At 60.5% G+C, this 24,512-nt stretch carries 21 protein-coding genes; 20 read left to right on the top strand and 1 reads right to left on the bottom strand.

Annotation, left to right across the window (positions count from 1 at the left end; all coding sequences use genetic code 11):
- Positions 1 to 21: 21 nt before the first annotated feature.
- The 20 genes from WKF55_08780 (at position 22) to WKF55_08875 (ending at position 23,783) form a co-directional block, all read left to right on the top strand.
- Entirely contained in the window at positions 22 to 3,708 is a 3,687-nt protein-coding gene (locus WKF55_08780; protein MEJ7759675.1) for a carboxypeptidase regulatory-like domain-containing protein, read from the top strand.
- Between the two features lie 123 nt (positions 3,709 to 3,831).
- On the top strand, positions 3,832 to 4,470 hold the full coding sequence (locus WKF55_08785; protein ID MEJ7759676.1) for a hypothetical protein: 639 nt from the start codon (positions 3,832 to 3,834) through the stop codon (positions 4,468 to 4,470).
- Positions 4,467 to 5,834, top strand: a complete 1,368-nt coding sequence (locus WKF55_08790) for a sigma-54 dependent transcriptional regulator (GenBank protein ID MEJ7759677.1) — start codon at positions 4,467 to 4,469, stop codon at positions 5,832 to 5,834. The genes WKF55_08785 and WKF55_08790 overlap by 4 nt, the downstream gene beginning before the upstream one ends.
- 16 nt (positions 5,835 to 5,850) lie before the next feature.
- Positions 5,851 to 7,350, top strand: coding sequence for an aldehyde dehydrogenase family protein (locus tag WKF55_08795; protein MEJ7759678.1), 1,500 nt, complete (start codon positions 5,851 to 5,853; stop codon positions 7,348 to 7,350).
- A gap of 21 nt (positions 7,351 to 7,371) precedes the next feature.
- Positions 7,372 to 8,166, top strand: a complete 795-nt coding sequence (gene lepB / locus WKF55_08800) for a signal peptidase I (GenBank protein ID MEJ7759679.1) — start codon at positions 7,372 to 7,374, stop codon at positions 8,164 to 8,166.
- A gap of 71 nt (positions 8,167 to 8,237) precedes the next feature.
- On the top strand, positions 8,238 to 9,095 hold the full coding sequence (locus tag WKF55_08805) for an RNA polymerase sigma factor RpoD/SigA (protein MEJ7759680.1): 858 nt from the start codon (positions 8,238 to 8,240) through the stop codon (positions 9,093 to 9,095).
- 72 nt (positions 9,096 to 9,167) lie between these two features.
- Positions 9,168 to 9,668 (top strand): YajQ family cyclic di-GMP-binding protein, encoded by a 501-nt coding sequence (locus tag WKF55_08810; GenBank protein ID MEJ7759681.1) that lies wholly within the window; start codon positions 9,168 to 9,170, stop codon positions 9,666 to 9,668.
- Positions 9,669 to 9,716: 48 nt separating this feature from the next.
- Positions 9,717 to 11,108, top strand: a complete 1,392-nt coding sequence (rimO, locus tag WKF55_08815; GenBank protein MEJ7759682.1) for a 30S ribosomal protein S12 methylthiotransferase RimO — start codon at positions 9,717 to 9,719, stop codon at positions 11,106 to 11,108.
- 13 nt (positions 11,109 to 11,121) lie between these two features.
- Complete coding sequence (hemL, locus tag WKF55_08820; GenBank protein ID MEJ7759683.1) at positions 11,122 to 12,381, top strand: glutamate-1-semialdehyde 2,1-aminomutase; 1,260 nt, start codon at positions 11,122 to 11,124, stop codon at positions 12,379 to 12,381.
- Entirely contained in the window at positions 12,368 to 13,684 is a 1,317-nt protein-coding gene (locus WKF55_08825) for a SpoIID/LytB domain-containing protein (protein ID MEJ7759684.1), read from the top strand. Before hemL ends, WKF55_08825 begins: the two co-directional genes overlap by 14 nt.
- A gap of 64 nt (positions 13,685 to 13,748) precedes the next feature.
- Positions 13,749 to 14,750 carry a Gfo/Idh/MocA family oxidoreductase gene (locus WKF55_08830; protein ID MEJ7759685.1) on the top strand — a complete coding sequence of 334 codons (1,002 nt, stop codon included), beginning with the start codon at positions 13,749 to 13,751 and terminating at the stop codon, positions 14,748 to 14,750.
- A gap of 65 nt (positions 14,751 to 14,815) precedes the next feature.
- Complete coding sequence (locus WKF55_08835) at positions 14,816 to 16,192, top strand: DUF4105 domain-containing protein (protein ID MEJ7759686.1); 1,377 nt, start codon at positions 14,816 to 14,818, stop codon at positions 16,190 to 16,192.
- Positions 16,189 to 17,877: an amidohydrolase gene (locus tag WKF55_08840; GenBank protein ID MEJ7759687.1), complete on the top strand. Its 1,689-nt coding sequence runs from the start codon at positions 16,189 to 16,191 to the stop codon at positions 17,875 to 17,877. The genes WKF55_08835 and WKF55_08840 overlap by 4 nt, the downstream gene beginning before the upstream one ends.
- A 143-nt stretch (positions 17,878 to 18,020) precedes the next feature.
- Positions 18,021 to 18,260: a 50S ribosomal protein L31 gene (gene rpmE, locus WKF55_08845; protein ID MEJ7759688.1), complete on the top strand. Its 240-nt coding sequence runs from the start codon at positions 18,021 to 18,023 to the stop codon at positions 18,258 to 18,260.
- On the top strand, positions 18,257 to 19,321 hold the full coding sequence (gene prfA, locus WKF55_08850) for a peptide chain release factor 1 (protein ID MEJ7759689.1): 1,065 nt from the start codon (positions 18,257 to 18,259) through the stop codon (positions 19,319 to 19,321). Before rpmE ends, prfA begins: the two co-directional genes overlap by 4 nt.
- Position 19,322: 1 nt before the next feature.
- Positions 19,323 to 20,228, top strand: coding sequence for a peptide chain release factor N(5)-glutamine methyltransferase (gene prmC / locus WKF55_08855; GenBank protein ID MEJ7759690.1), 906 nt, complete (start codon positions 19,323 to 19,325; stop codon positions 20,226 to 20,228).
- Between the two features lie 27 nt (positions 20,229 to 20,255).
- Positions 20,256 to 20,609, top strand: coding sequence for a YlbF family regulator (locus tag WKF55_08860; protein ID MEJ7759691.1), 354 nt, complete (start codon positions 20,256 to 20,258; stop codon positions 20,607 to 20,609).
- An 11-nt stretch (positions 20,610 to 20,620) separates the two neighbouring features.
- Complete coding sequence (gene tmk, locus WKF55_08865) at positions 20,621 to 21,298, top strand: dTMP kinase (protein ID MEJ7759692.1); 678 nt, start codon at positions 20,621 to 20,623, stop codon at positions 21,296 to 21,298.
- Positions 21,295 to 22,926 (top strand): S41 family peptidase, encoded by a 1,632-nt coding sequence (locus WKF55_08870; GenBank protein MEJ7759693.1) that lies wholly within the window; start codon positions 21,295 to 21,297, stop codon positions 22,924 to 22,926. Before tmk ends, WKF55_08870 begins: the two co-directional genes overlap by 4 nt.
- Positions 22,923 to 23,783, top strand: a complete 861-nt coding sequence (locus WKF55_08875) for a Rossmann-like and DUF2520 domain-containing protein (protein ID MEJ7759694.1) — start codon at positions 22,923 to 22,925, stop codon at positions 23,781 to 23,783. The genes WKF55_08870 and WKF55_08875 overlap by 4 nt, the downstream gene beginning before the upstream one ends.
- A 66-nt stretch (positions 23,784 to 23,849) precedes the next feature.
- Here WKF55_08875 and WKF55_08880 read toward each other — a convergent pair whose 3' ends face one another.
- The gene (locus WKF55_08880) at positions 23,850 to 24,512 is read right to left on the bottom strand and encodes an outer membrane lipoprotein carrier protein LolA (GenBank protein ID MEJ7759695.1); all 663 of its coding nucleotides are present in this window, start codon (positions 24,510 to 24,512) and stop codon (positions 23,850 to 23,852) included.

A 24,512-nucleotide genomic window follows, 5' to 3' on the forward strand; every position in this document is an offset into this window, starting at 1 on the left:
AACAGCAATGCGAAACAGGTGATGCACATTCGATTGTCCGTGATACTGCTGCTATTTGCGGCAGTGCTGCTACCTCTCCGGGGTCATGCCCAGGTTGGTTCGACGACCGACATCCTGATGGGCCGCGTGACGGGGCCGGAAGGCGCGCCGGTGGCAGGTGCGCGGGTCGAGGCAACGTCGGTGGAAACGCAGATCGTGCGGACAAAGGTTACCGGCGCGGACGGACGCTACACCATCATCTTCCCTGACGGCGGCGGTAATTATCGCGTACGTGTGATCTCCATCGGGTTCGCTCCGGCTCAGATCGGTCTTTCCCGACAGTCCGATGAGGATCGCCTGGTAGGGGACGTAAGGCTCGGCCGAACGGCGACCGTGCTGCAGAGCGTCCAGGTTCGGGCTGCTCCCGCAGGCCGCCAGCAGAACCAGCGACCGGAACCTGGATCGACCGAGCGGGGGCTTCCGCCAGGCCTGGTCAATCGACTGCCGGTGGAGGCAGGTGACCTGAATGCGCTCGCAACGCTGGCGCCGGGCGTTATCGGAATTGCGGGCACCGATTCGACGGCCGCATCGTTCTCGGTTGGAGGGCAGCCTGCCAACCAGAACAACATCACTCTGGACGGTCTTAGTTTCGGGACCGGAAGCGTGCCGCAGGAGGCGGTCCGGAATACGCGAGTCGTCACGAGCACCTACGATGTCGCCCGTGGTCAGTTCACCGGCGGCCAGGTTGCCAGCACCACCCGTGGCGGAACGAACGTCTTTCAGGGGGCGCTGAATTACTCATTGCGGGATCCGTCGCTGGAGTTCGTTGACGACCCCGAAAACGCATTCTCGCAGAAGTACACCCAGAATCAGGTCAACGCCGGGTTCGGCGGGCCAATCATCAGGAACAAGCTCTTCACGTTTGGTGCAGTCTCGCGCACGCGGCGAACTGATCCGCTGCAGTCTCTCCTCGCCGCCGATCCACTCGCGCTTCAGCGCATCGGTGTGAATCGCGATTCAGTGTCGCGCTTCATCTCACTCCTGAATACCTATGGCTTGCAGCCGACCATGGCGTCGATACCTGATGAGCGGCTCAACAACAATGCTTCCGCTCTCGTAAGGGTCGACTACAATCTCGCCGACAGTCATACGCTGATGATGAGAGGCGACTGGCGTGGGTCGATTCAGGATGCAAGCCGCATATCTCCGTTTTCGGTTCCTCACAGCGGTGGGAACGCGAAGGGTTCGGGCGGAGGTGGCATGGTCACTTTGACGTCGAACTGGAGCGGCGTTATCAACGAGCTGCGCGCGTATGCATCTGTCGACGCACGCAACAGTGACCCGTATCTCCTCGTGCCGAGCGGGCGCATCGTCGTCGCCTCAGATCTTCCGGATGAGCGCCGGGGTGTGTCCACGCTTCAGTTCGGTGTGAATCCGTCGCTGCCCCAGGAGTCGCGGAGCCGGCTGATCGAGCTGAGTGACGAAGTTTCACGTGTTTCGAAGGGCGGCGCGCACCGCATCAAGCTGGGAGGCCTGCTCAACCAGGAGACCAGTGAAAACGGATCGTTCGCCAATGCACTTGGCACTTACAGCTTCAACTCTCTCGAGGATTTCGCTGCCGGCCGCCCGCTTTCCTTTACTCGCACCTTGTCGACGCGTGACAGGCGCGCGCGCAGCCTCAACGGAGCGCTTTACCTCGGGGATTCGTGGCGCCGTTCACCGCGGTTGCAGTTCACCTATGGCGTCAGGCTCGAAGCATCACGGTACCCCGACGCGCCAGGATATAATCCCGCTGTCGACTCGTTGTTCGGCCACAGAACCGATCGATTCCCGTCTGACCTGCATCTGAGTCCGCGGGCCGGATTTACCTGGAACTACGGGTCCAACACTGGCGGGCCGTCCCGCGGAAGCGTTCGCGGCGGCTTCGGCGAATTCCGCGGGCGTGCGCAATCGCAACTGTTTGCATCCGCGTCTGAAGCCAGCGGTCTCGCCAACGGGCAGTCGCAGCTGGTGTGCGTGGGTGCAAGCATACCGGCGCCTGACTGGAATGCCTTTCTCGACGATCCCCGTTCCATACCATCGTCATGCAACGGCGCCAGCCAGCAGTTCGGCAACCAGCGCCGCAACGTGAGCGTATTCAGTCCTGACTTCAGTTCACCACGCGCATGGCGGGGCTCGCTTGGATTCAATCGCCGCTTCGCCGAACGGTTCAATTTTTCGGCCGACGCATCGGTTGCGCGGGGAGTATCTCAGACGAGCGCGCGCGACATCAATCTCGACACGACTCCCAAATTCACGCTCGCTGCAGAGGCTGGCCGTCCGGTATATGTCCCCCTGACCGCCGTCGTCCCTTCGACCGGTGCGGTGGCCCTGACCGGTTCGAGAATCGAGCAGAGGTTTGGCGTTGTCAGCGAAGTGAATTCCAATCTCACATCGAGTGCCGCTCAGCTGACGACTTCGTTCAGCGGTATCACGACCAAAGCGATTCTGTTCAACGCCTCTTACACGCTCACGCGCTCGCGGGACGAGACGCAGGGTCTGTCAACGTTTGGAGGCGGGGGCGGGGGCGGCGGATTCGGGCGCGGTGGTTCGGGCGCTTCGACAGCAGGTAATCCCAATCTTGCCGAGCGCGCGAGAAGTGATCAGGAACGCAGACACTCTTTGCTGGCGACGGTTACATGGCCGGTTAAGCCGGCAATCGAGCTCACCGCCATTGCGCGCCTTACCTCGGGAGCGTATTTCACGCCAATCGTTGGTGGCGACATCAACGGCGACGGTCTGCGGAATGACCGACCTTTCATCTTCCGCCCGTCCGGAGCGCCCGACAGTGCGATTGCGGGTGGAATGTCGAGGCTGCTCGCGCGAGCCCCCGCGCGTGCTCGTGAATGTATTCTGAGTCAGACCGGCGCGATCGCCGGGCGCAACAGTTGTTCGGTTCCCTGGTCCCCGTCATTCGATATACAGGCCAACTTCCGCCCGAGCGGCTTTGGGTTGAATCGCAAGCTTACGATTTCGCTGCTGGCTTTGAACACCCTGTCCGGCGTCGACCAGTTGATCCACGGCGATGATCTTCGCGGATGGGGCCAGCCTGTTTTCCCGGATCGCACGCTGTTGTACGTTCGTGGCTTCGATGCGGCTTCGAAGCGATATCTGTATCAGGTCAATGAAAACTTCGGCGCCGCCAACGGGTCCCGCAATGCATTCCGCGTCCCCTTTCAGATCGCGGTGCAGGCCCGACTGACACTCGGAGTCGACCCTGCTCGCCAGCAGATGAACGCTGTGTTTGGCGGCGGTGGCGGCAATCGGCCGACGGTGGCGGATTTTCGCGCGCGGCTGGCGCGTGCCGTGCCGAACCCGTTTATCCGGATCCTCGAGCTGAACGACTCGCTCGCGCTCGACCTGAGCGCGGAACAGAAGGCGAGGCTTCAGGCAGAGGGCGATTCATTGAAGACAAAGGCCGACACTATCGTCAACTCTCTCGCTGAAACTCTCGGGGGATCGGGCCGCAATGCAGATCCAATGCAGGTCGGCATGCGGATGCGCACGCGCATCCAGGAAGGCCGGGCTCTCGCACAGGCGGCAATCAAGACGGCAGAATCGATTCTGACGCCAGAGCAGTGGGCGAAGGTCCCGAAAAACGTGAAAGAGCCATTTCAGCAGCGTCCCGAGGGTCAGGGCGAGGGTCAGGGCGAGGGCCGGCGGGGAAGGCGGGGTCCGCCAGGCAGCTGACGCGGCGCGGCGTTTGCCCTTTGCTGACTGGCCTCATGGTCGTTAATCAGGGATATTCCGTCTCTCGCAAACCCTCGCCGCGGACTCATCATGTTTGGCTGCTTTCGCAGTATCGGATGTCTTGTGCTTCTGGTTGCCCTCGCAGTCCTTGGATGGTTCAACCGCGATCAGCTTCGCGGGTTGTACTCCAGAGTTTCCGGAGATTCCCCTTCCGCCGAGACCGCCGTCGTGCGGGATGGGGGCTGGCAACCGCTTTCGACTGGAAGCGCCGATCGCGGGCGTCGCGCAGTCGAGTCGCTTTCCCGTGGATCGGGGCCGGTATTCGCCAATCTCACGCCCAGCGAAGCCGCTTCCTACATCTTTCTGGCCGCAACGAAACAGCTCCCTGAATCGGCCGAGGACATTTCGGCGACCGTTATAGACGACCGTCTGTACATCCGCGCAAACGTCGCGCTTGCCGATTTTGGCGGAGGCAAGGCGCTCGGCCCTCTCGCCGCCATGCTTGGCGATCGCGACACCGTGCAACTCGGCGGCACAATCAACGTCATCAGGCCGGGGCTGGGCGAGTTTGTCGTACAGGACGTCAAGCTCGGGCGATTCTCGGTGCCGTCGGGAGTCATTCCAAGGCTGGTTGGTCAGATTCGGAGACAGGAACGGCCGCCGGAGGTCGCCTCCAACGCGCTGCCGATGAAGCTGCCGGAGTACATCGGCGACGTTCGGATTTCCAACGGGCGCATAACTGTGTACAAGAACAAGCCGTGAGCGGTCGCGTACTCGTCGTCGACGACGAGCAGGGAATTCGGGCGGCGCTCGGCCAGCTGCTCGAGTATGAGGGCTACGAGGTGCGTTCCGCTTCCAATGCGGCGGACGGCATTGCTGAATATCAGAAATGGAAGCCCAACCTCACCTTTCTGGATATAAAGATGGCTGGGATGGACGGCCTCGAAGCGTTGAAGCGCATCAGGGAGCTGGACCCCGTCGCAACGGTGGTGATGATCAGCGGGCACGCAACAATCAGGACCGCCGTCGAAGCGACGCAGCTGGGTGCGTACGAGATACTGGAGAAGCCGCTCGATACTGATCGCATCCTTGTAATGCTGCGAAATGTCTTCGAACACATCAACCTGCGCGACGAAAACCGACGGCTGCAGGGTGGCGGGGGCTCACCGTACGAGATCGTCGGCAACTCCCCGGCGATGCGCGCGCTGGTTGAGAAGATCGAGAAAGTTGGAACCACCCCCGCACGCGTTCTCATCACCGGGGAAAACGGAACCGGCAAGGAACTCGTCGCACGAGCACTGCATCGGCATTCCGCGCGCGCAAGCAAGACTTTTATCGAGGTCAATTGTGCGGCCATTCCCGGCGAGTTGATCGAGAGCGAGCTGTTCGGCCACATGAAAGGCTCGTTCACCGGCGCGACTGCCGATCGGCCCGGTAAATTCGAACAGGCAAATCACGGCACGCTGTTTCTTGACGAGATTGGCGACATGAGTATGGCCGCGCAGGCCAAGGTTCTCCGCGTGCTGCAGGACAACGTCATCACGCGCATCGGCGGAGCAAAGCCAATTTCTGTCGACGTGCGCGTCGTTGCCGCCACCAACAAGAATCTGGAGACCGAGATCGCTGCCGGTCGTTTCCGTGAGGATCTGTACTACCGGCTCAATGTCGTGCCGATACATGTTCCGCCGTTGCGCGAGCACAGCGCCGACATTCCGGACCTGGTGGCGCACTTTGTCACGGTGTTATCCCAGCGCGAGGGAATCACTCCGAGGCGTATCAGCGAAAGCGCCATCGAGCGGCTGATGTCGCTCGACTGGGCGGGCAATGTTCGCGAACTGCGCAACACCGTCGAGCGCATGCTGATTCTCGCAACAGGGCTCGAGCTCTCCGCGAAAGATGTAGATCGCCTTGCGGGCGCACGCGTTGCGGATGATACGGGCCTTGCGAGCCTTACTGCGTGCCGCACTTTCGAAGAGTTCAAGGAAGCTGCAGAGCGGGCATACCTTCTTGGGAAGCTCCGCGAGTTCGATTGGAATGTCTCCGAGACCGCACGCGCCGTGGAAATGCCGCGGTCCAACCTTTACAAGAAAATCGAGCGGTATTCGCTGACTCGAGAACACTCCTAGAGCCAATCACAGACTGATGAAACAGTTCAATAATTTTATCGGGGGCGCGTGGGTCGCTCCCGACTCCGGCGAATACTTCGAAAATCGGAATCCTGCCAATAGCGACGATGTGATTGGCCGCTTCCCGTTATCAGGACCAGCGGACGTGGATCGGGCTGTCAGGAGCGCCACGCGCGGCTTTGCAGACTGGCGCTCGACGCCGGCGCCGGCCCGCGGCGACGTGTTGCGGATAGTCGGTGACATCATGGCGACAAGGAAGGAAGAAATCGCCGACGCAATGACACGCGAGATGGGCAAGCCGCTCACAGAGACACGCGGAGACGTTCAGGAGGGCATAGACACTGCCTACTATGCGGCAAGCGAAGGCCGCCGACTCTTCGGGCACACCGTGCCGAGCGAGCTGCGCAACAAGTGGGCAATGAGCTACCGTCGTCCGATCGGCGTTGCCGGAATCATCTGTCCGTTCAATTTCCCGATGGCGATCCCAACGTGGAAGATGTTTCCCGCGCTCGTCTGCGGAAACGCGTGCGTATTCAAGCCGGCCGAGGATGTTCCGCACACCGCTACGATCCTGGTGGAGATACTGCTGGAGGCGGGGTTACCGCCCGAAGTGATTCAGCTGATCCATGGAACGGGCGAGGAGGTGGGAGCCGCAATTGTCGAACATCCGGGCGTGCCGCTGATCTCGTTCACAGGTTCCACTGAGACCGGCAGCATTGTCGGCGCCATTTGCGGCCGCATGCACAAGCGGTTGTCGCTCGAGATGGGAGGCAAGAATGCACAGATAGTAATGGCCGATGCCGATCTGGATCTTGCTCTGGAGGGGGCGCTCTGGGGGGCATTTGGTACCACTGGCCAGCGCTGCACCGCGACAAGCCGCCTCATCCTGCACACAGGAATACACGACCGCTTTTTGAGTATGCTCGTCGACAGGGCGCGCACGCTCAAACTGGGTGACGGCCGCAAGGAGGGAACGGACGTAGGTCCGATGATCAGCGAGGCCGCGGTCGACAAGGTTGAACGCTACATAGACATTGGACAGGCTGATGGCGCTGACCTGCTTTGCGGTGGTCGCCGCCCGGATGATGGCAAGCTCGGGAAGGGCAATTTTTTCGAGCCAACGATTTTTGCGCGGGTCGAGGCAGGCTCCCGGCTTGAACAGGAGGAGATATTCGGGCCTGTTCTATCGGTAGTCCGGGTGGCGAGCGCGGATGAAGCGTTTACTGTCAACAATGACGTCAGGTACGGATTGTCGTCATCCATCTACACGCGGGACGTGAACGTTGCTTTCCGCGCCCTGAACGATCTGGATAATGGTATCACGTACGTCAACGCTCCAACGATCGGTGCCGAGGCACACCTGCCCTTCGGCGGTGTAAAACAGACTGGTAACGGACACCGTGAAGGCGGCTGGCAGGTCTATGAATTCTATTCGGAGACCAAGGTCGGGTATGCGGATTTTTCGGGTACACTGCAGCGTGCACAGATCGACAATTATCTGGGTGCCCCGGATTGAGCGAAAAGGAGTAGAGGGCCGATGATCTTCAACGAACGACGACTGAGTAGTCCTCTCGTCCGGGCAAACAAGCCTGCGAGCGCCGGCCTCAGGTTTCTGTGGGAGTGGCTGCGATCGGTTATCGTTGCGCTCGCCCTCTTCTTCGTGATTCGCTCGTTCTTTGTTGAGGCATTCAAGATTCCGACCGGCAGCATGGAGGGCACATTGCTGGTCGGTGATTTTCTGCTGGTCAACAAACTGGTTTACGGGGCCGAGGTTCCGTTCACCGGAGTAAGGTTGCCGGCGTTGCGAATGCCGGCGCGTGGCGATGTCGTGGTGTTTCAGTGGCCCGTGGACAAGAGCAAGAACTTCGTCAAACGGATTGTTGGATTGCCTGGCGATACCCTGCAGATGCGTGAGGGCGACCTCGTGCGTAACGGCAGGCGGCAGCGCGAGTCATACGTGTCGCATACGGCCCCCGGTTCCGACGTTTCCGGGGAAGAGTTCAACTGGCAGCTGAGTTATCTGCTCCGCGCACGCGCGAAACATGACATCGTGTCGCTTTCGCCGGTGCAGGTTCCTTCTCTCGAGGCCAGTCCGGGCTACCATCCCTCCCGTAACAACTGGGGACCGCTGATCGTCCCTGAGGGAAACTACTTCGTGCTCGGCGACAATCGCGACAATTCCCTCGACAGCCGCTATTGGGGATTTGTGGCGGACTCTCTTGTGCGTGGCCAGCCGTTAGTGGTCTATTATAGCTACGTTCCCGATGGCGCCGTGAAACTCGACTGGCTCACGCGGGTTCGATGGAAAAGGTTCGGCGAAATGATTCAGTGACATCTGCGAGCTCGCAATTCACGACGAACTCAGGCATCACACCGCGGTCGTAGGAAGGAGCAGCGTTCGCCATGGCGGTCTCGGTCACTCGAAAGACGCAATACGATGAAGGGTCGCTGGACCAGTATCTCCGGGATATCAGCGTTTATCCGCTGATTACCAGAGAGCAGGAAGTGAGTCTCGCTCAGCGGATTCGCACCAATGACCAGGAAGCGCTCGACACTCTCGTCAGGTCGAATCTGCGTTTTGTCGTCTCCGTCGCCAAGAAGTACCAGAATCAGGGCGTGTCGCTATCCGACCTGATCAACGAAGGGAATCTGGGGCTCATCCGCGCGGCCCACAAATTCGACGAAACGAAAGGCATAAAATTCATTTCGTACGCGGTGTGGTGGATCAGACAGTCGATTCTTCAGGCGCTCGCCGAGCAGTCGAGAATTGTAAGGGTTCCCTTGAATCGAGCCGGCGCGCTGCATCGTATCGGGAAGCGCGCGAGTTCACTGCTTCAGGAGCTGGGACGTCAGCCCACCCATCTCGAAATTGCGCAGGGCCTCGACATCACCGAGGAAGAAGTAGCGAAGACGATGCTCATCTCGCAGGTGCATCTGTCGCTCGATGCGCCGATGACGCCCGGAGAGGACAACCGGCTCCTCGACTACCTCCCGGATACAACCAATCGCACTCCCGACGAAGCAACCTTCGAGAAGGCTCTGACAGAGGCGATCGAGGAATCGTTGTCCGGCCTCAAGGAGCGCGAGTCTAAAATCCTGCGGCTCTACTTCGGGCTCGATGGAGAGGATCCGATGACTCTCGAGGATATTGGAACTCTGCTGGGAATCACCCGCGAGCGGGTAAGGCAGATCAAGGAAAAAGCACTGCTCAAGCTCCGGCATAATTCGAGGCGGAGGGCGCTCGAATCTTTCCTCGGTTAGGGTAACCACTCTCCTGGCGATGGCCGGCCGCAGTTCGAAGCACATGCCGGCCACCATCGATAGATTTGGAGAATGGCATCACAGTCCTCATTCGACGTGACGACGAGCGTCGACCTCCAGGAGGTCGACAACGCCGTCAATCAGGCCCAGAAAGAGATCGCCCAGCGATACGATTTCAAGGGAGCACTCGCCGAGATCGATTTCAAGCGTGCGGAAAACACGATCGATCTGACAACCGACAGTGACTTCAAAATGGACGCACTATTCGACGTTCTTCAGTCGAAGCTCCTCAAGCGCGGTGTGCCGGTGAAGAATCTGGAGATCGGTGAGAACAAGCCGGGTGGGGGCGATCGCGTGAACCGGCAGATCAAGCTGAAAATGTCGCTCGATGGCGACACTGCGAAGAAAGTGGCGGCCTCCATCAAGGAAGCAAAGCTGAAAAAAGTGCAGGCGGCGATTCAGGGCGATCAGGTGCGCGTCACTTCGCCCTCCCGCGATGATCTTCAGGAAGCGATGAGCCTGCTCCGCACGAAAGATTTCGGAGTCGAGCTGCAGTTCGGAAACTACAGGTAATGCAGCGGCACTGGCTTCGATTCGGCAATTGCAGTTAAGGCCGGGGCAGTGAAAGTCGGCTTCATCACCCTCGGTTGCGACAAGAACACGGTCGACAGCGAGCGTTATCTTGCCGAGCTTGCCGGATACGGAGGCGAATACACGTCGAATCTCTCCGCGGCGGACGTCATCATCGTCAATACATGTGGCTTCATCGACGCTGCAAAAAAGGAATCGATCGATGCGATGATCGAAGCCGCGCGATACAAGACCGAAGGGTTGTGCAAAGCGGTGGTGGGAATTGGGTGCATGATTGAGAGGCACAAGAGCGAGCTTGAAAGCGCCCTTCCCGAGATCGATTTGTTTTTGGGGGCGTCCGAGGTTGGACGACTGGCCCAGGAGTTGACCGAAAGGGGAATTCTGGGCGCGGAGCCGATGGCGCTGCACCCGGGTGTACGGCTTTACACCGGCGACCTGGCCCATGTGCGTTACCTCAAGATCAGCGAAGGTTGCGACCACGGCTGCGCGTTCTGCGCGATTCCCCTCATGCGAGGCCGGCACCGGTCATTTTCGCGCGATGAGCTGATTCGCGAGGCGCAGCTGCTCGAACTTCAGGGAGCGCGCGAATTGAATCTCGTCGCCCAGGATCTGGCGCACTACGGACGCGACCGCCGGGATGGAGTGTACCTGGCCGAACTCCTCGAATCACTCCTGGCGGAAACTTCCATTCCGTGGTTCAGGATGCTCTACCTGTATTCGGCGGGCATCACTCCGCGGCTTCTCGACGTGGTCGCGTCTCACCGGCGCATTGTGCCCTATATCGACATGCCGATGCAGCATGCCGCTGACAACGTGCTGGCCCGCATGCGGCGACCAGAGCGCAAGCGGACGATTCGCCAGAAGGTGGCCAACCTCCGTAATGCGCTTCCAGATGTCGCCATCCGCACAACCTGTATCGTCGGATTCCCGGGAGAGACAGATGCGGATTTTGATGAGTTGCTGGAGTTTCTCGAGGAAGTACAGTTCGACCGCGTAGGCGCTTTTACTTATTCGACGCAGGACGGGACGCGGGCGGCAACGATGGCCGACGACGTCCCCGAAGCGATCAAACGGGAGCGGCTGGAGCGGCTGACGGAATTGCAGCGAGCGGTGACCACCGAGCGATACGACGGGCGGGTCGGCCAACTCGCGAGGGCGATTGTCGACCGCCCCGATCTGGCCGGCGGGATATCCATGGCGCGCCTTCCCTGGCAGGCAGACGATATAGATGGGATCACATACATCGATCAGGTACTGGCGCCCGGAACGTTCGCGGACGTGGCGGTGGAAGAAGTAGTGGATGACTACGACTTCCGCGCATCTGTGGTCCGCGTCGTCGCATCCCCGGGAGTTGCGCGGATGCCGGTAATGAGCCGTACACTCCCGATGGCTGCCCAGACAATCGGAAGTTATGGGCGCTAACTCGGATGAAATCATGCGCCGCTCGCGCGAAATTTTCCCAGGCGGGGTCAATTCCCCGGTGCGTGCTTTCGGCGGCGTTGGTGGCAATCCGGTAGTAGCGCGTAGCGGCAAGGGGGCTTATGTCTGCGACGCCGACGGCAACGAGTACATAGACTTTGTCTTATCATGGGGGCCGCTCGTACTTGGCCACGCGCATCCCATGGTGCTGGACGCCATCCACAACGCGATGCACGACGGCACCAGTTTTGGAATGCCGTCGGAGCTCGAGGTGCAGCTCGCCGAGCTGATCCGTTTGCGAATGCCGCACGTCGAGATGCTCCGGTTCGTTTCGAGTGGAACGGAGGCGACCATGAGTGCAATTCGTGTCGCGCGCGCATTCACCGCGCGCGATGCGATCGTGAAATTCGCGGGCTGCTATCATGGCCACGCCGATTCCTTTCTTGTCCGGGCGGGGTCTGGCGTTGCGACACTCGGGCTCGCTGATTCTCCAGGCGTTCCTGCCGCGCTTGCTTCTCTCACGCTGACGGCCCCTTTCAACGACCTCGCTGCGACGCGCGATCTGGTCCGAACCGCGAAAGGCGGAGTAGCGGCAATCATCGTCGAGCCGGTGGTGGGAAATGCAGGATTTATCGCGCCAACAGCGGAGTTTCTTCCGGGGTTACGGGAAATCGCTGACGAATGGGGCGCGCTGCTCGTCTTTGACGAGGTGATGACTGGTTTCAGGATCGCGCCCGGCGGTGCGCAGGAGCGCTTCGGTGTAACGGCCGATATCACGACTCTGGGAAAAGTGATCGGCGGCGGGTTACCGGCCGCAGCCTATGGCGGACGCAGAGAAATCATGGAGCGGGTTGCACCGGCGGGGCCTGTGTATCAGGCCGGCACACTTTCGGGCAATCCACTCGCGATGGCCGCCGGGCTCGCGACCCTGACGGCTCTCACGCGCGACCTCCATGAAATCATTGAACGGCGTACGGCAACGCTTGTCTCCGGGTTGCGGGAGATGGGTGCGCGGCTGGGCGTTCCAATCACGGCGGAATCAGCCGGCTCGATGTGGGGTTTTTTCTTCAGCGATGCACCAGTCCATGACTTCGAATCTGCGAAAGGGAGTGATATGAAAATGTTCAGACGGTTTTTTCACGCCGCACTCGACCGGGGCGTGTATCTGGCTCCGTCGGCATTCGAAGCGGGCTTCATGTCAGCTGCGCACGGCGACGCAGTGGTGGGGCACGCGCTTTCGCGGATGGAAGACGCGATGCTGAGTGCCCGTGCATAGGGCGGCGGCGATTGCGCTTGCCGGCGCCGTTGCATGTGCATCAGCGTTGCCGCGGGGGGGCGACCAACCCGGTTCGGACCCCGATGCCGTTTCCGCCGCGGATCGCAGCGACCAGCCGGTCAGGGTGGCACTGGCGATTGCGGCGCGATCGCCGAAAATTGGCGGCACCGGCTCCTGGGCGATTTACAATCGCAACAGTGCCAACCTGGTTACCCGCGGCACCGCCGGCACTACAATGCGGGTGGAAAGGCGCAACGGGCAGCTGGTCGCCATTAGAGAAGATGGTTCGGTAACGTCGCGATTCACGGGGCCGTTGATCGTGCGCGCTGCAACCCCCGGGACGTTTCTCACCCATGAGGGCAAACGCTACCGGGGCGAGTTCGTCATTACGCCGAGTGCCGATGCAATTCTTGTCGTGAATCGCCTCGGTGTGGAATCCTACTTGAGGGGGGTGGTTCCGCTCGAAATCGGAAATCGCATCGCTGGCGAAGAGGCAGCGGTGGAGGCGCAGGCAGTCGCTGCGCGGAGTTACTCTTACATAAAGATGGCCGAAGCCGGAAGCCGCGCGTTTGATATGTACTCGTCGGTTCAGGATCAGGTGTACGGCGGTGCAGACGCTGAAAAACCGATGGCCGACGCTGCGGTGGCGACAACCGCGAATATGGTCTTGCGGTACGGCGGAAGGATTGTCAACACTCCGTACAGCTCCACGTGCGGGGGCAGCACGGCAGCGGTGCAGGAAGTCTGGTGGCGCGAATCTCCCAAGCCGCATCTCCAGCCGGTAAGCGATCGAGTTCCCGGCTCCGACAAGTTCTATTGCGACGCATCACCCCGGTTCCGCTGGACCAGCACATTCGAGAAAAGCGAGCTGAAGGAAACTCTTGAAAAATATCTGGGCCAGTACACGAGAGGGGCTGAGCCAAGCGTTGCGCCGAACCCCACCGCCCCGCGGGTCTCGGTGGGCACTGTGAGGTCGTCGCGGGTGGAGGGCCGGACGGCGTCGGACCGCGTCTCCACGCTCAGCGTTCAGACGTCGGGCGGCAACTATGCGCTTCGGGGCAACGATATCAGATTTGTTCTGCGCACACCGACAGGAACAATTCTCAACAGTACGTATTTCACTGCTGAAACCACCATCGACGGCTCGGGCGAGGTCTCCCGGCTGACGCTTCGCGGCGGCGGCTACGGCCATGGAATCGGAATGTGCCAGTGGGGTGCCATCGGCAGGGCGCGCGCAGGACAGGATTATCGCACCATTCTCACCACGTACTATCCCGGCACGACCGTCGGAAGCGTGAATTGAGCGAGTCACGCGGCATGGAGATCGAAAGCGGCGGTATTCCACCGATCACGAGGCCGGAGTTGTAATGCCTGACGACATCCGACTCGGCCTGGTTGGAGCCGGCGCTATCGCGCAGCTTGCGCACCTCCCGGTCTTGTCGCGCATTCGCGGCGCGCAACTCGTCGCCATTTGCGACAACGACGGACCCAAGGCCGGCGCGCTCGCTCAGCGAATGGGCGTGCCCGATGTGTTCACCGACATCGACGAGCTGCTTGATTTTGACCAGCTCGACGCAGTCGTGGTTGCAACGCCGAATCATCTTCATGAGCCACATGTTCTGCGGGCCCTGAAATCGCGCGTGCATGTTCTTTGTGAGCGGCCACTGTCGCTTACGTCGGGCGGGGTGCGGCGCATTCTCGACACTGCGGAGAAAGCCGGCCGCATGGTCGTGGTGGGCAACAACCATCGTTTTCGCAGCGACGTTCAACAGCTGAGCAGGTTCCTGCTGGGCGGTGAGCTGGGGCGGCTTATCGGAATGCGCGGCGGACAATACCAGTTTCGGACTGCGCAGCAGGGATGGCGAGCCAGCAAGGCGGAAGCTGGAGGCGGGGCGTTTCTGGAATACGGATATCCCATTCTCGACCTCGCACTGTGGCTGTCCGATTTCCCTGAGCCAGTTCGGGTCAGCGCGCAAATGGATCGGTCGCGACCGGGCGCCGTCGAGGACACGATGCTCGTGCAGCTCGAGTGCGCGAACAAGGTGAGCTTCAGCATTGATGTGTCGTGGGCTTATGTCGGTCAGGAGGAACGCTGGTGGTTCGAGGTACTGTCGAGCAGGGGCAGTGCACGTCTCTCGCCATTGCGGGTAGTCAAGGAGCTCAACGGCCGTCCCACCAACGTCTCACCGACCGGCGCGGCTGCGCGAGAGAGCGTGTTCCTCCAGTCGTATCGTGCCGAGCTTGCGCACTTTGTTGCCGTGGTTAAGGAAGAGATCGCTTATGAGCCGCCGGACGACCAGCTCAAGGTGATGAGGGTCATGGAGGCGATCTACAAATCGGCCGACGAGGGTCGTGAGATAACGTTTTGATCCGCCGCCGACACTCGGCGACGATCCTCAGCCTGCTCGTCCCACTTGCGCGAAGGCTGAATTCGATGACGGTCGCTCTGGTTATCCATGCATCGATTACCGGCGCGACCACTGCTCCGGCATGGGGTCAGGGCGCGGTTCCCCCTCAGGGTGCCGCAACGGCAAGCGCCCCCGGAGAGAAAATGCGCCCCGCATCGGCCGATACCGCAGTCCCTGCAAATGCGGAGCCCGGGGCAAACCTGACCGTTCACCTTCTGACAATGGGCCACGGCGACCTCGTCTGGGAAAAATTCGGCCATAACGCGATCTGGATACAGAATGCGTCAGCCAACGTCGACGTCATCTATCACTGGGGGCTGTTCGATTTCGCCGATGCGGACTTCATGTCCAACTTTCTAAAGGGCGATATGCGCTACTCCATGGGCGCTTTCGACCTTGCGGGAACGATTGACGCGTATCGGCAGGCGAATCGGACCGTATGGGCGCAGCGATTGAATCTGTCGCCCGCGGAGCGTCACCGGCTCAACGAGTTCCTGATGCGGAACAACCTCCCCGAGAATCGGAAATACTCCTACGATTACTACCGCGATAACTGCTCTACGCGCGTACGAGACGCGCTTGACTTCGCGCTGGGCGGAACCATCGGCAGAGCGTCGAAACTTCGTGCCTCAGGCGCGTCGTATCGGTTTCATACGGAACGGCTGACTCAGGATGACGCGCTGGTCCATACCGGCACTCTCGCTGCTCTCGGGCATCCTGTAGACGAGCCCATTTCGAATTGGGAGGAAATGTTTCTTCCAGTGAAGCTGATGGAGCACCTGCGGTCGGTGGCAGTAACGAGCTCAAGCGGTGTGCCCGCACCACTGGTGTCTGACGAGCGCGTGCTGTTTCAGGCAACGCGCGCGCCTGAGGCGTCGAAGGTCACACGAGGTCCTGCAGGAGTCATCATTCTCGTAACATTCGTACTGCTCGTTGCGGGGGCAATGTGGGCCTTTTCGATACGACGTGGAGGCTTCGCGCGGCCGGTGCTTGGGCTCGCTGCGATCTGGAGTGTCGTTGCCGGAGTGCTGGGCATTGTGCTCGCCGGCCTGTGGATGGCCACCAATCATGTGTACAGCTACAGAAACGAGAATCTGCTCCAGGCTACACCATTGTCATTGATCCTCGCCATCATGCTCGTTCACCTGCTCTGGCGAACGAAGGCATCGCGAGCAGTCGCCGACCGGGCGAAGCCACTTGCAAGTGCGGCAGTGATGTCCGCCATCATTGCAGCGTTGTCTATTCTGGGTTTCGCAATGCAGATTCTGCCAGTCTTCGACCAGACAAATGGTTCGATCATCGCGCTCGCGATGCCACTGCACCTCGGCGTAGCTGCGGTGCTTACCGCTTTGTTGCGCCAACACCGCCAGTCAGGTTTGCGACAACCCCGGGAAGACGGATGAGCCGTCTGCTTGGGAGTCTCGTGATTGTTGTCCCACTTCTCGCTTTCGCGCTCACAGGATGCGCCATGTCGATGACGCCACCCGGTGTTCCAACTCTCGCGATTGTGAATGCAAAGATCTGGACCGCAAATCCGCGGCAGCCGTGGGCTGACGCTGTGGCGGTGAGCGGTGACCGTATAATCGCCGTCGGATCGAGTGCCGAGATTTCGAAGCTGGCTGGAGTGACCCCAGGAGCAAGAGTCATCGATGCCAGGGGAGGCATGGTCGCACCCGGATTTATCGACTCACATGTGCATTTTATCGACGGCGGATTTCGGCTTGCGTCGGTTCAGTTGCGCAATGCGAAAACGCCGGCTGCGTTCATTGCTGCCATAAAAGCCTACGCTGCTACCGTCCCTCCCGGTACGTGGATCACCGGCGGTGACTGGGATCATATGAACTGGGGAGGCGAGCTTCCGCGCCGCGACTGGATCGACTCGGTGACGCCCAATAATCCGGTGTGGATTTCGCGGCTGGATGGTCACATGGCGCTGGCGAATAGCGACGCGCTTGCAAAAGGCGGAGTGACAAGCGCTACCGGCAACATCGATGGTGGTTCGATAGTCCGGGACGCGAGCGGCAAACCGACTGGAATTCTCAAGGACAACGCGCAGACCCTGGTCAATTCGGTCGAGCCGCCTGCGACGGCGCAGCAGAACGATCGGGCACTGGAGGCGGCGATGCAGTATGTCGCCGAGCGCGGCGTCACGTCGGTTCATAACATGGGTGGCTTCGGCGATCTTGCGACGTTCGATCGTTCGCGGGCAGCGGGGAAGCTGATCACGCGAATCTACGCTGTCACTCCAATCGCGCAGTGGGCGAGGCTGCGCGACACGGTGGCGCGACGCGGCGGCGGCGATCACTGGGTTCGCATTGGCGGGCTCAAGGGTTTCGTGGATGGATCGCTTGGCTCACACACGGCAGCAATGCTGGCGCCCTACAGCGATACGCCGGCCGATTCCGGCTTTCTGGTAGAAACAGAGAAAGATCTTTATCAGTGGGCGTCTGCCGGGGACAAGGCAGGCCTGCAAATGATCGTTCACGCAATCGGGGACCGTGCAATCAGAACCCAGCTCGACGTATTCGAGCGCGTGGCGCGTGAGAACGGCCCGCGGGACCGCCGGTTCAGAATCGAGCACGCACAGCATATTGATCCCGCAGACATCCCTCGCTTTGCGCGTCTCAGCGTCATCCCGAGCATGCAGCCCTACCATGCGATCGATGACGGGCGATGGGCAGAAAAAGTGATCGGACGCGAACGTAGCAAGGGCACGTATGCATTTCGGTCACTGACGGACGCCGGTGCGAAGATCGCGTTTGGGAGCGACTGGTTCGTGGCTCCCCCAACACCTCTCGAGGGAATCTACGCGGCGGTAACCCGTCGGACGCTGGACGACATGCACCCGGATGGCTGGATTCCTGAACAAAAGATCGGAGTCGAAGACGCACTGCGCGCGTATACGAGGAACGGCGCGTATGCGTCGCACGAGGAGGAAGCGAAGGGCTCCATCGAACGCGGGAAGCTTGCTGATCTGGTCCTCATCGATCGTGACCTGACGAGCGTTGCGCCGGAGGCGATACGCGAGGCGAGCGTGTTGATGACGATCGTCGGCGGGCGGGTTGTGTATGAAGCGCGAGCGCGCTGATCGAGTTCACACAGTCGTGAACTCGTGGTCCCATTGGTCTTTGCCCAGCCCAGGGGGCTTGCTGCGTCAGTCGCTCGCGGATTGAAAATCGGGCTGCTTTCCGCCATATTTGCATGCTGTCCCAGAGCCCGGAGGGTTTAAACATGAAATCAGAAATTCATCCGGTGTATGCCACCGCGAATGTCAAGTGCGCGTGCGGCAACACCTATCAGACTCGTTCGACGATAGCGGAAATCCATACCGATATCTGCGCCCAGTGTCACCCTTTCTTCACTGGCAAGCAGAAGCTCGTTGACACTGCTGGTCGCGTCGAGCGCTTTCGTCAGAAATATGCTTCCCGAACTTCGACTGCGCCCGCCGCTTCGGCGACGCCGGAAAGCTGAGCCTTCGTGATCGCCTTGCCGACGCGCTCGCGCGCGCCGGTGAGGTCGAGAAACAGCTGTCCGACCCGAAGACGGTAAAGGATGCCCAGCGAATGACAACGCTGGGTCGCGAGCATCGCCATCTGACTCCGCTCGTTGAAATGTCGGGAACGCTTCAGAGGTATGACAACGAGCTCGCCGAAGTGCGCGAGCTCGTTCTCGCAGACGACCCGGAAATGGCGGCGGAGGCCCGTGCCGAGCAGGGTCGGCTCGAAGACGCGACCGCTCAGCTCGAGGCACGCATCAAGCCCGCTCTCATTCCGCATGATCCCCTCGACGACAGGCCTGCAATCGTCGAGATTCGTGCCGGCACCGGGGGCGACGAGGCGGCCATTTTTGCCGCCGATCTTTACCGGATGTACATCCGGTTTGCGGAACGCCGGGGGTGGAGAATCGAGACCATTTCCCATTCGGAAGGCACTTTGGGCGGAATCAAGGAAGCAATCTTCAAGGTCAAGGGCGAGGGCGTATTTGGAACGATGCGCTGGGAGTCAGGCGTCCACCGCGTGCAGCGGGTACCCGTAACGGAAAATCAGGGCCGGATCCACACCTCAGCCGCAACCGTCGCCGTTCTGCCAGAGGCCGAGGAAATCGATATGAAAATCGAGGACAAGGACCTCCGGATCGATGTATTCCGTGCGTCAGGCCCTGGCGGCCAGAGTGTGAACACAACCGATTCGGCTGTTCGCATCACACATATTCCCTCGAATATCGTCGTCAGCCAGCAGGACCAGAAGTCACAGCTTCAGAACAAACTCAAAGGGATGGAAGTTCTTCGCGCGCGCCTGCTTGATCTTCGCATCGCCGAGCAGGAAGCAGAGCGGTCGCGCATGCGCAGAACGCAGGTGGGAACAGGAGACCGATCGGCGAAAATCCGGACGTATAATTTTCCGCAGAATCGAGTGACCGATCATCGGATCGGGTTCACCATGCATGAGCTGACCCACGTTCTTGACGGGGACATCGACCCCGTTGTCGAAGCGCTGAAGCACGCCGACGTCGAAGACCGTCTCAGTGAGTAGGGTGACTCGCACGTCGCGGTCATTCCGCGCGCCCGACCCACCCGTTCTCCCGGTGATGGAGGAGCTCACGAGTTCCCTTCGGCTGGCCGGCATTCCCGATCCGCGCCGCGTAGCGAGCGACATTATCGCGGCGCTGATGGACGTCCCGCGCTCATGGCCGATGATGAACGGCGAAATGATCCTCGACCCGGAAATCGTTGAAGCTGCGCGAGAGTCGGCTCGGATGCTCGGACGGGGCGCACCATTCGCGTATGCGGTCGGCTCGGCACCGTTTCGTCACCTGTCGCTCCGGGTTGACGAGAGAGTGTTGATTCCGCGTCCCGAAACGGAAGTACTTGTCGACGGCATTCTTGAACGAATGCGCGCCCGATACGGGCCGTCAGAGCGGTGGGGGACGGCGGTGGACGTCGGGACAGGCTCTGGTGCGATTGCACTCGCGTTAGCCAGCGAAGGCCGGTTCGATCATGTCATTGCGACAGACACCTCGCTCGACGCGTTGAACGTCGCACGAAGTAATGCGCTCGACCTGGCGCAGGGAGTTGCGCGCTCAATCGAGTTTCGCCATGGATCGTTCATGGCCCCGCTTGCGGGTGTAAGGGCGACGCTGGTGGTCTCCAACCCGCCATACGTGTCGTTCGATGAAATCGAATTGCTGCCGGCCAGCGTGCGGGACTGGGAGCCGCCGCTTGCGCTCTTCAGCGGGGCGAACGGCATGTTTGCCACGTCCGCCATTGTACGCGAGAGTGCTGGCATTCTTCTCAGCGGGGGGCTGCTGGCGCTCGAAGTCGATGAGACAAGGGCATCGCTGGTCGCGGAGCTGATCATGTCGAGCCATTGCTATACCGCTGTCGCGGTCGGACTCGATCTTACCGGACGCGAGCGTTTCGTGTTCGCGTCACGACTCTGATGCAGAGTATCACTGAGGGAAAAATGGATGCTTGAAGACAAGGCGAAAGAACTTGGACGCATGATAGGCCAAAGCGCTGAATACCAGGCGGTCAAGAGATCGAGCGAAGCGCTGAACGGCGATCGCGAGGCGGTAGTCGTACTTCAGGCGATGGAAAAAATCCGCGTGCAGGCGCAGGACATGATCCAGCGAGGCGAGCAGCCGACACCGGAAATGGAGCAGCAGCTCGACGATATGCTCGCGAAGGTTCAGACCAACTCCGTGTACCAGCGGGCGATATCGGCACAGGAGAATTTTGACAAGATCATGTATCAGGTCAATAACTGGATTATGGACGGGATGAAGAAGGGCGCGACCAGCTCCATTATCTCGCTTTCCTGACACTTAAGTCCTTGCAGCGCGGGCAACTCATAGTTTTCGAGGGTTCCGAAGGTGCCGGGAAAAGCACGCAGCTGCGACGGCTGGCGCAGCGGCTTGCCTCTGCGGGGGTTGAGAACTCAGTGCTCCGTGAACCTGGCGGTACGCCCCTGGGGGATGCTATCCGGCGGCTCGTCCTTGAAGCTGACCACGACATTCTCCCTGCCACCGAGGCGCTGTTGTTCATGGCTTCCCGGGCGGAACTCGTCGAGCGGGAAATCGACCCACTGCTTGCCCGTGGTGTAGTTGTATTGATGGATCGCTTTTTTCTTTCTACGTACGCCTATCAGATCGCCGGGCGGGGACTTCCGGCGGAACAGGTCAGATCGGCCAATGCACTGGCGGCGGCGGGAATGGTTCCGAGCCTGACGCTGCTGATCGACTTGCCTGCCGGAGAGGGTCTGACAAGGGCTACAGCGCGCAGTGCTCAAGACCGGATAGAGCGCTCGGGGGATGACTTTCACGCGCGGGTGGGACGAGCCTTTTCCGCATTTGCCGAAACCGAATGGCAACGGCTTCACCCCGAATGCGGCCCAATTGTCAGAATCGATGGCCTCGGCGACGAAAACATCGTTCACGCCCGTGTGCTCGACGCTCTCGCGCAGAACTTGCCTCTCTCTTTCCGTATGCTCGACCAGAACACTGCCACATGACCGGAAATCCCAGACCACCCCTGCGCACCCGGACCGCAACCGCCGCCCTCCTCCTAACGGTCTCGCTGATAACAGGCGGCTGGTTCGTCGAGCGAGGAACGCGTTATGGTGCAGTTCCTTCGAGAGCAGAAGCTGCGCGGCTCTTCGACGATGTGCTGTCTCACATCGGTCGGTACTACGTCGACTCGCTGGACGCGCCTGCTTTGTACCGGAAGGCGGTGGATGGAATGCTGTACGAGCTTGCGGATCCGTATACAACCGTCCTTGCTCCCGACAAGCTCGGGCGGCTGAATGAGACGACGAGCGGTAACTACGCCGGCATTGGTGTACAGGCCGACGTGCGCGATGGCTGGATGGTCGTTATCGCCCCGACGCCGGGGAGCGCGGCTGAGAGAGCTGGCATTCAGCCGGGCGATCGCATCATTGAAGTAAACGGCAGGTCGACGCAGGGATGGACCATTGGCGAGGCGATGAAAGAGTTCCGCGGCAAAGCGGGGACAAGCATTGCCCTGAAGATAGAACGACCCGGGATGGGCGCAGCGATTCCGTTGAAGCTCACTCGTACGCCACTCCACCAGAGTGCGGTGAGGCGGGTCGCGATTCTTCCAAACGGTGTCGGCTATCTCGACCTGAAAGCATTCAGCGACTCGAGCGAACGCGAGGTTGCGCGCGGAGTCGATGCTTTGCTCAAGCGCGGGATGAAATCGCTCATTCTGGATATGAGATCGAACCCCGGCGGCCTGCTTGGACAGGGCCTCAAGGTTTCCGACCTGTTCCTTGGCCCGGGTCAGAAAATCGTAAGTCTGCGGGGACGAACTGCTGACGCGAATCGCGATTACACCGACAGTACCGCCCAGCGTTGGCCGCGGCTTCCAATCATCGTTCTCGTGAATGACAGAAGCGCAAGCGCTGCAGAAATCGTTGCCGGAGCGCTCCAGGATCACGACCGCGCGGTCATTGTGGGTGAGTCGACCTACGGAAAAGGCAGCGCGCAGTCAATCGTTCCGCTGGCGGACATCGGCGCTCTCAAGATCACGACTGCCCGATGGTTCACTCCGTCCGGCAGATCGATAACGCGGCCAATCGACAGGGGCGATGACGATTTACCCGACGCGTCGCGCGCAAACCCCGACAGCCACCGCTATCGAACCGATGCAGGACGAATCGTATATGATGGCGGTGGAATCACACCGGACGTGATTGAAAGCGACAGCGCTCAGGTCCGGGCAACCCGCGAGCTCCAAAGCGAGCTGGGAAGGAAGGTGGTGCTGTTCAGAGATGCGCTGACCAATTACGCACTCGCACTAAAGGCGAAGCGTGAGATAAGTTCGCAGAACTTTGTTGTCACGCAGCCGATGCTGGACGAAGTATGGAAGCGGATGACCGCGCGCGGCGTAGAGATCGACAGGGGTATCTATGACTCGAATGCCCCGGTCGTATCGGCGCTGCTCGCCTACGACATTGCCAGATATGTATTCGGGCCGGAAGCTGAATTCCGACGCCGCGTCGCAAACGACAGCGGGATCAAGACCGCCTTGTCTCTTGCTGCGGGAATAGATAATCAGGCGGCGCTACTCGCTCGTGCGTCGGAAAGACAAAAAGCTCAGCGCGCCGCGGATAACGAGTGAGTGAGAGGGTTTTTATTGTTGGTGCGGGGCAGGTTGGGCGCGGATTGTTCCGCGCCTTTCGCGCCTCCGGGGTGGAAGTGCTGGGACTTCACGGGCACAGGCCGTCCGCTGCCGCCACATCGAGCGGACCACTGCCTGCGTCAATTGCAAACGCGAATGCCATCATCGTAGCCGTTCGCGATGAGCAGATAGATGTTGCGGTCGAGGAGCTTATGCAGGACAGGCGGGCAACGGGCAGGGGCCGCCTCGCGGCAGGAACTGTGATCGTTCATACGTCTGGCAGCGCGGATCCCCTGACCATTGCGCGCCTGGCTGACGTCAATCTGAACGGAGGCACTTTCCACCCGTTGGTGCCGTTTGCAAATGCAGATCGGGCCCCCGAGCTGCTACGAAACGCGTGGATAGGCATAGATGGCGATGACCCCGCCCGGGCTACCTCCCGGCGGCTGGCAGGCAGCATCGGCGCCCGCACGCTGGATATCCCCGTCGGCGGCAAGGGTGTCTATCATGCCGCCGCTGTGATGAGCTCTAACTTTCCAGTAGTGCTGGCCGCCGTGGCGAGCCGCATGCTTGTGGACCTGGGCGTGCCGGAACGAAGTGCACAGCATGCGGTGCACAGCCTCATGCAGAGTGCCGTGTCGAATATCGCCGATGCGCCAGCCGAGAAGGTACTTACCGGGCCCGTTGTGCGCGGCGATGGAGAGACTGTGAGAAGGCATCTCACTGCGCTTCGCGGATTTCCCGACGCAAAAGCGCTTTACCGGCGGCTGTCCCTGGCAGCTCTCGAGATCGCCAGCGCTCGGGGATTGGATCCAGAACGGGTTGCCGAGCTTCAGAGGTTGCTGTTACTACGATGAATGGCCCGCATTGATGCGAGCGCGCCGATTCGGCAAGCGCGCTGTCTGAAAATTACATGGGACCCATTACATTCCCGACAGGGTGGACGAATCGATCACCCGTACATTACGAGGGGGGGTAAAGGTAAACTCCGACTTGGCGATGACCGGATTCTTCTCGGCTTTCGTGATGGTGACGAGGCGCGTCAGTCCGTTGAGATCCACGAGCTCGAATTGGCGGATCATGTTGTCGGAAGCGTCGATCCATACCTTGGCGCGGGTAAAGGTCTGATTTGCTTTGCGCGGGACAAGACTGACGACGTTTGATCTGCGACCAGCGACGGTAGCCGTCCCCTCGCCCGTGATTTTGTAGCGGGTGCCTGGCGACGACAGGAATAAACTGCCCGGGTCGATCATTGCTGCCGAACCCTTGTTCGATGGCATCCGGATGACCTGTCCTGGAGCACTACTGGGGAGATACAGCCAGAGCGACTTGCCATCAGCAACGACCCTGTCACCTTTTGGATCGCTGAAGTTCACCGACAGCAGGTTCGGGTCGCGACGGAGCATTATCCCGTTCGACACTGAAGTACTCCCGGTAAGTGGATTGGTGAGCTTCTGCTGAAACTCGGCACGCATGCTTCGCGTTGCTGAATACGAGGCCACCGCTCGCTCCATGATGGCGTTGGGCGACTGCCCCTGAAGGCTGGTTGACACACCGAGCGCCAGAATAACGGCTGAGATTTTCAT

The organism is Gemmatimonadaceae bacterium, assembly GCA_037721215.1.
In the GTDB taxonomy this organism is placed as follows: Bacteria; Gemmatimonadota; Gemmatimonadetes; order Gemmatimonadales; family Gemmatimonadaceae; genus UBA4720.

Coding starts and splice junctions, on each gene's coding strand:
- WKF55_08780 (MEJ7759675.1), top strand. CDS start 22: ATGCACATTCGATTGTCCGTGATACTGCTGCTATTTGCGGCAGTGCTG.
- WKF55_08795 (MEJ7759678.1), top strand. CDS start 5,851: ATGAAACAGTTCAATAATTTTATCGGGGGCGCGTGGGTCGCTCCCGAC.
- lepB (MEJ7759679.1), top strand. CDS start 7,372: ATGATCTTCAACGAACGACGACTGAGTAGTCCTCTCGTCCGGGCAAAC.
- WKF55_08805 (MEJ7759680.1), top strand. CDS start 8,238: ATGGCGGTCTCGGTCACTCGAAAGACGCAATACGATGAAGGGTCGCTG.
- WKF55_08810 (MEJ7759681.1), top strand. CDS start 9,168: ATGGCATCACAGTCCTCATTCGACGTGACGACGAGCGTCGACCTCCAG.
- hemL (MEJ7759683.1), top strand. CDS start 11,122: ATGCGCCGCTCGCGCGAAATTTTCCCAGGCGGGGTCAATTCCCCGGTG.
- WKF55_08830 (MEJ7759685.1), top strand. CDS start 13,749: ATGCCTGACGACATCCGACTCGGCCTGGTTGGAGCCGGCGCTATCGCG.
- WKF55_08835 (MEJ7759686.1), top strand. CDS start 14,816: ATGACGGTCGCTCTGGTTATCCATGCATCGATTACCGGCGCGACCACT.
- WKF55_08840 (MEJ7759687.1), top strand. CDS start 16,189: ATGAGCCGTCTGCTTGGGAGTCTCGTGATTGTTGTCCCACTTCTCGCT.
- rpmE (MEJ7759688.1), top strand. CDS start 18,021: ATGAAATCAGAAATTCATCCGGTGTATGCCACCGCGAATGTCAAGTGC.
- WKF55_08860 (MEJ7759691.1), top strand. CDS start 20,256: ATGCTTGAAGACAAGGCGAAAGAACTTGGACGCATGATAGGCCAAAGC.
- WKF55_08870 (MEJ7759693.1), top strand. CDS start 21,295: ATGACCGGAAATCCCAGACCACCCCTGCGCACCCGGACCGCAACCGCC.
- WKF55_08880 (MEJ7759695.1), bottom strand. CDS start 24,512: ATGAAAATCTCAGCCGTTATTCTGGCGCTCGGTGTGTCAACCAGCCTT.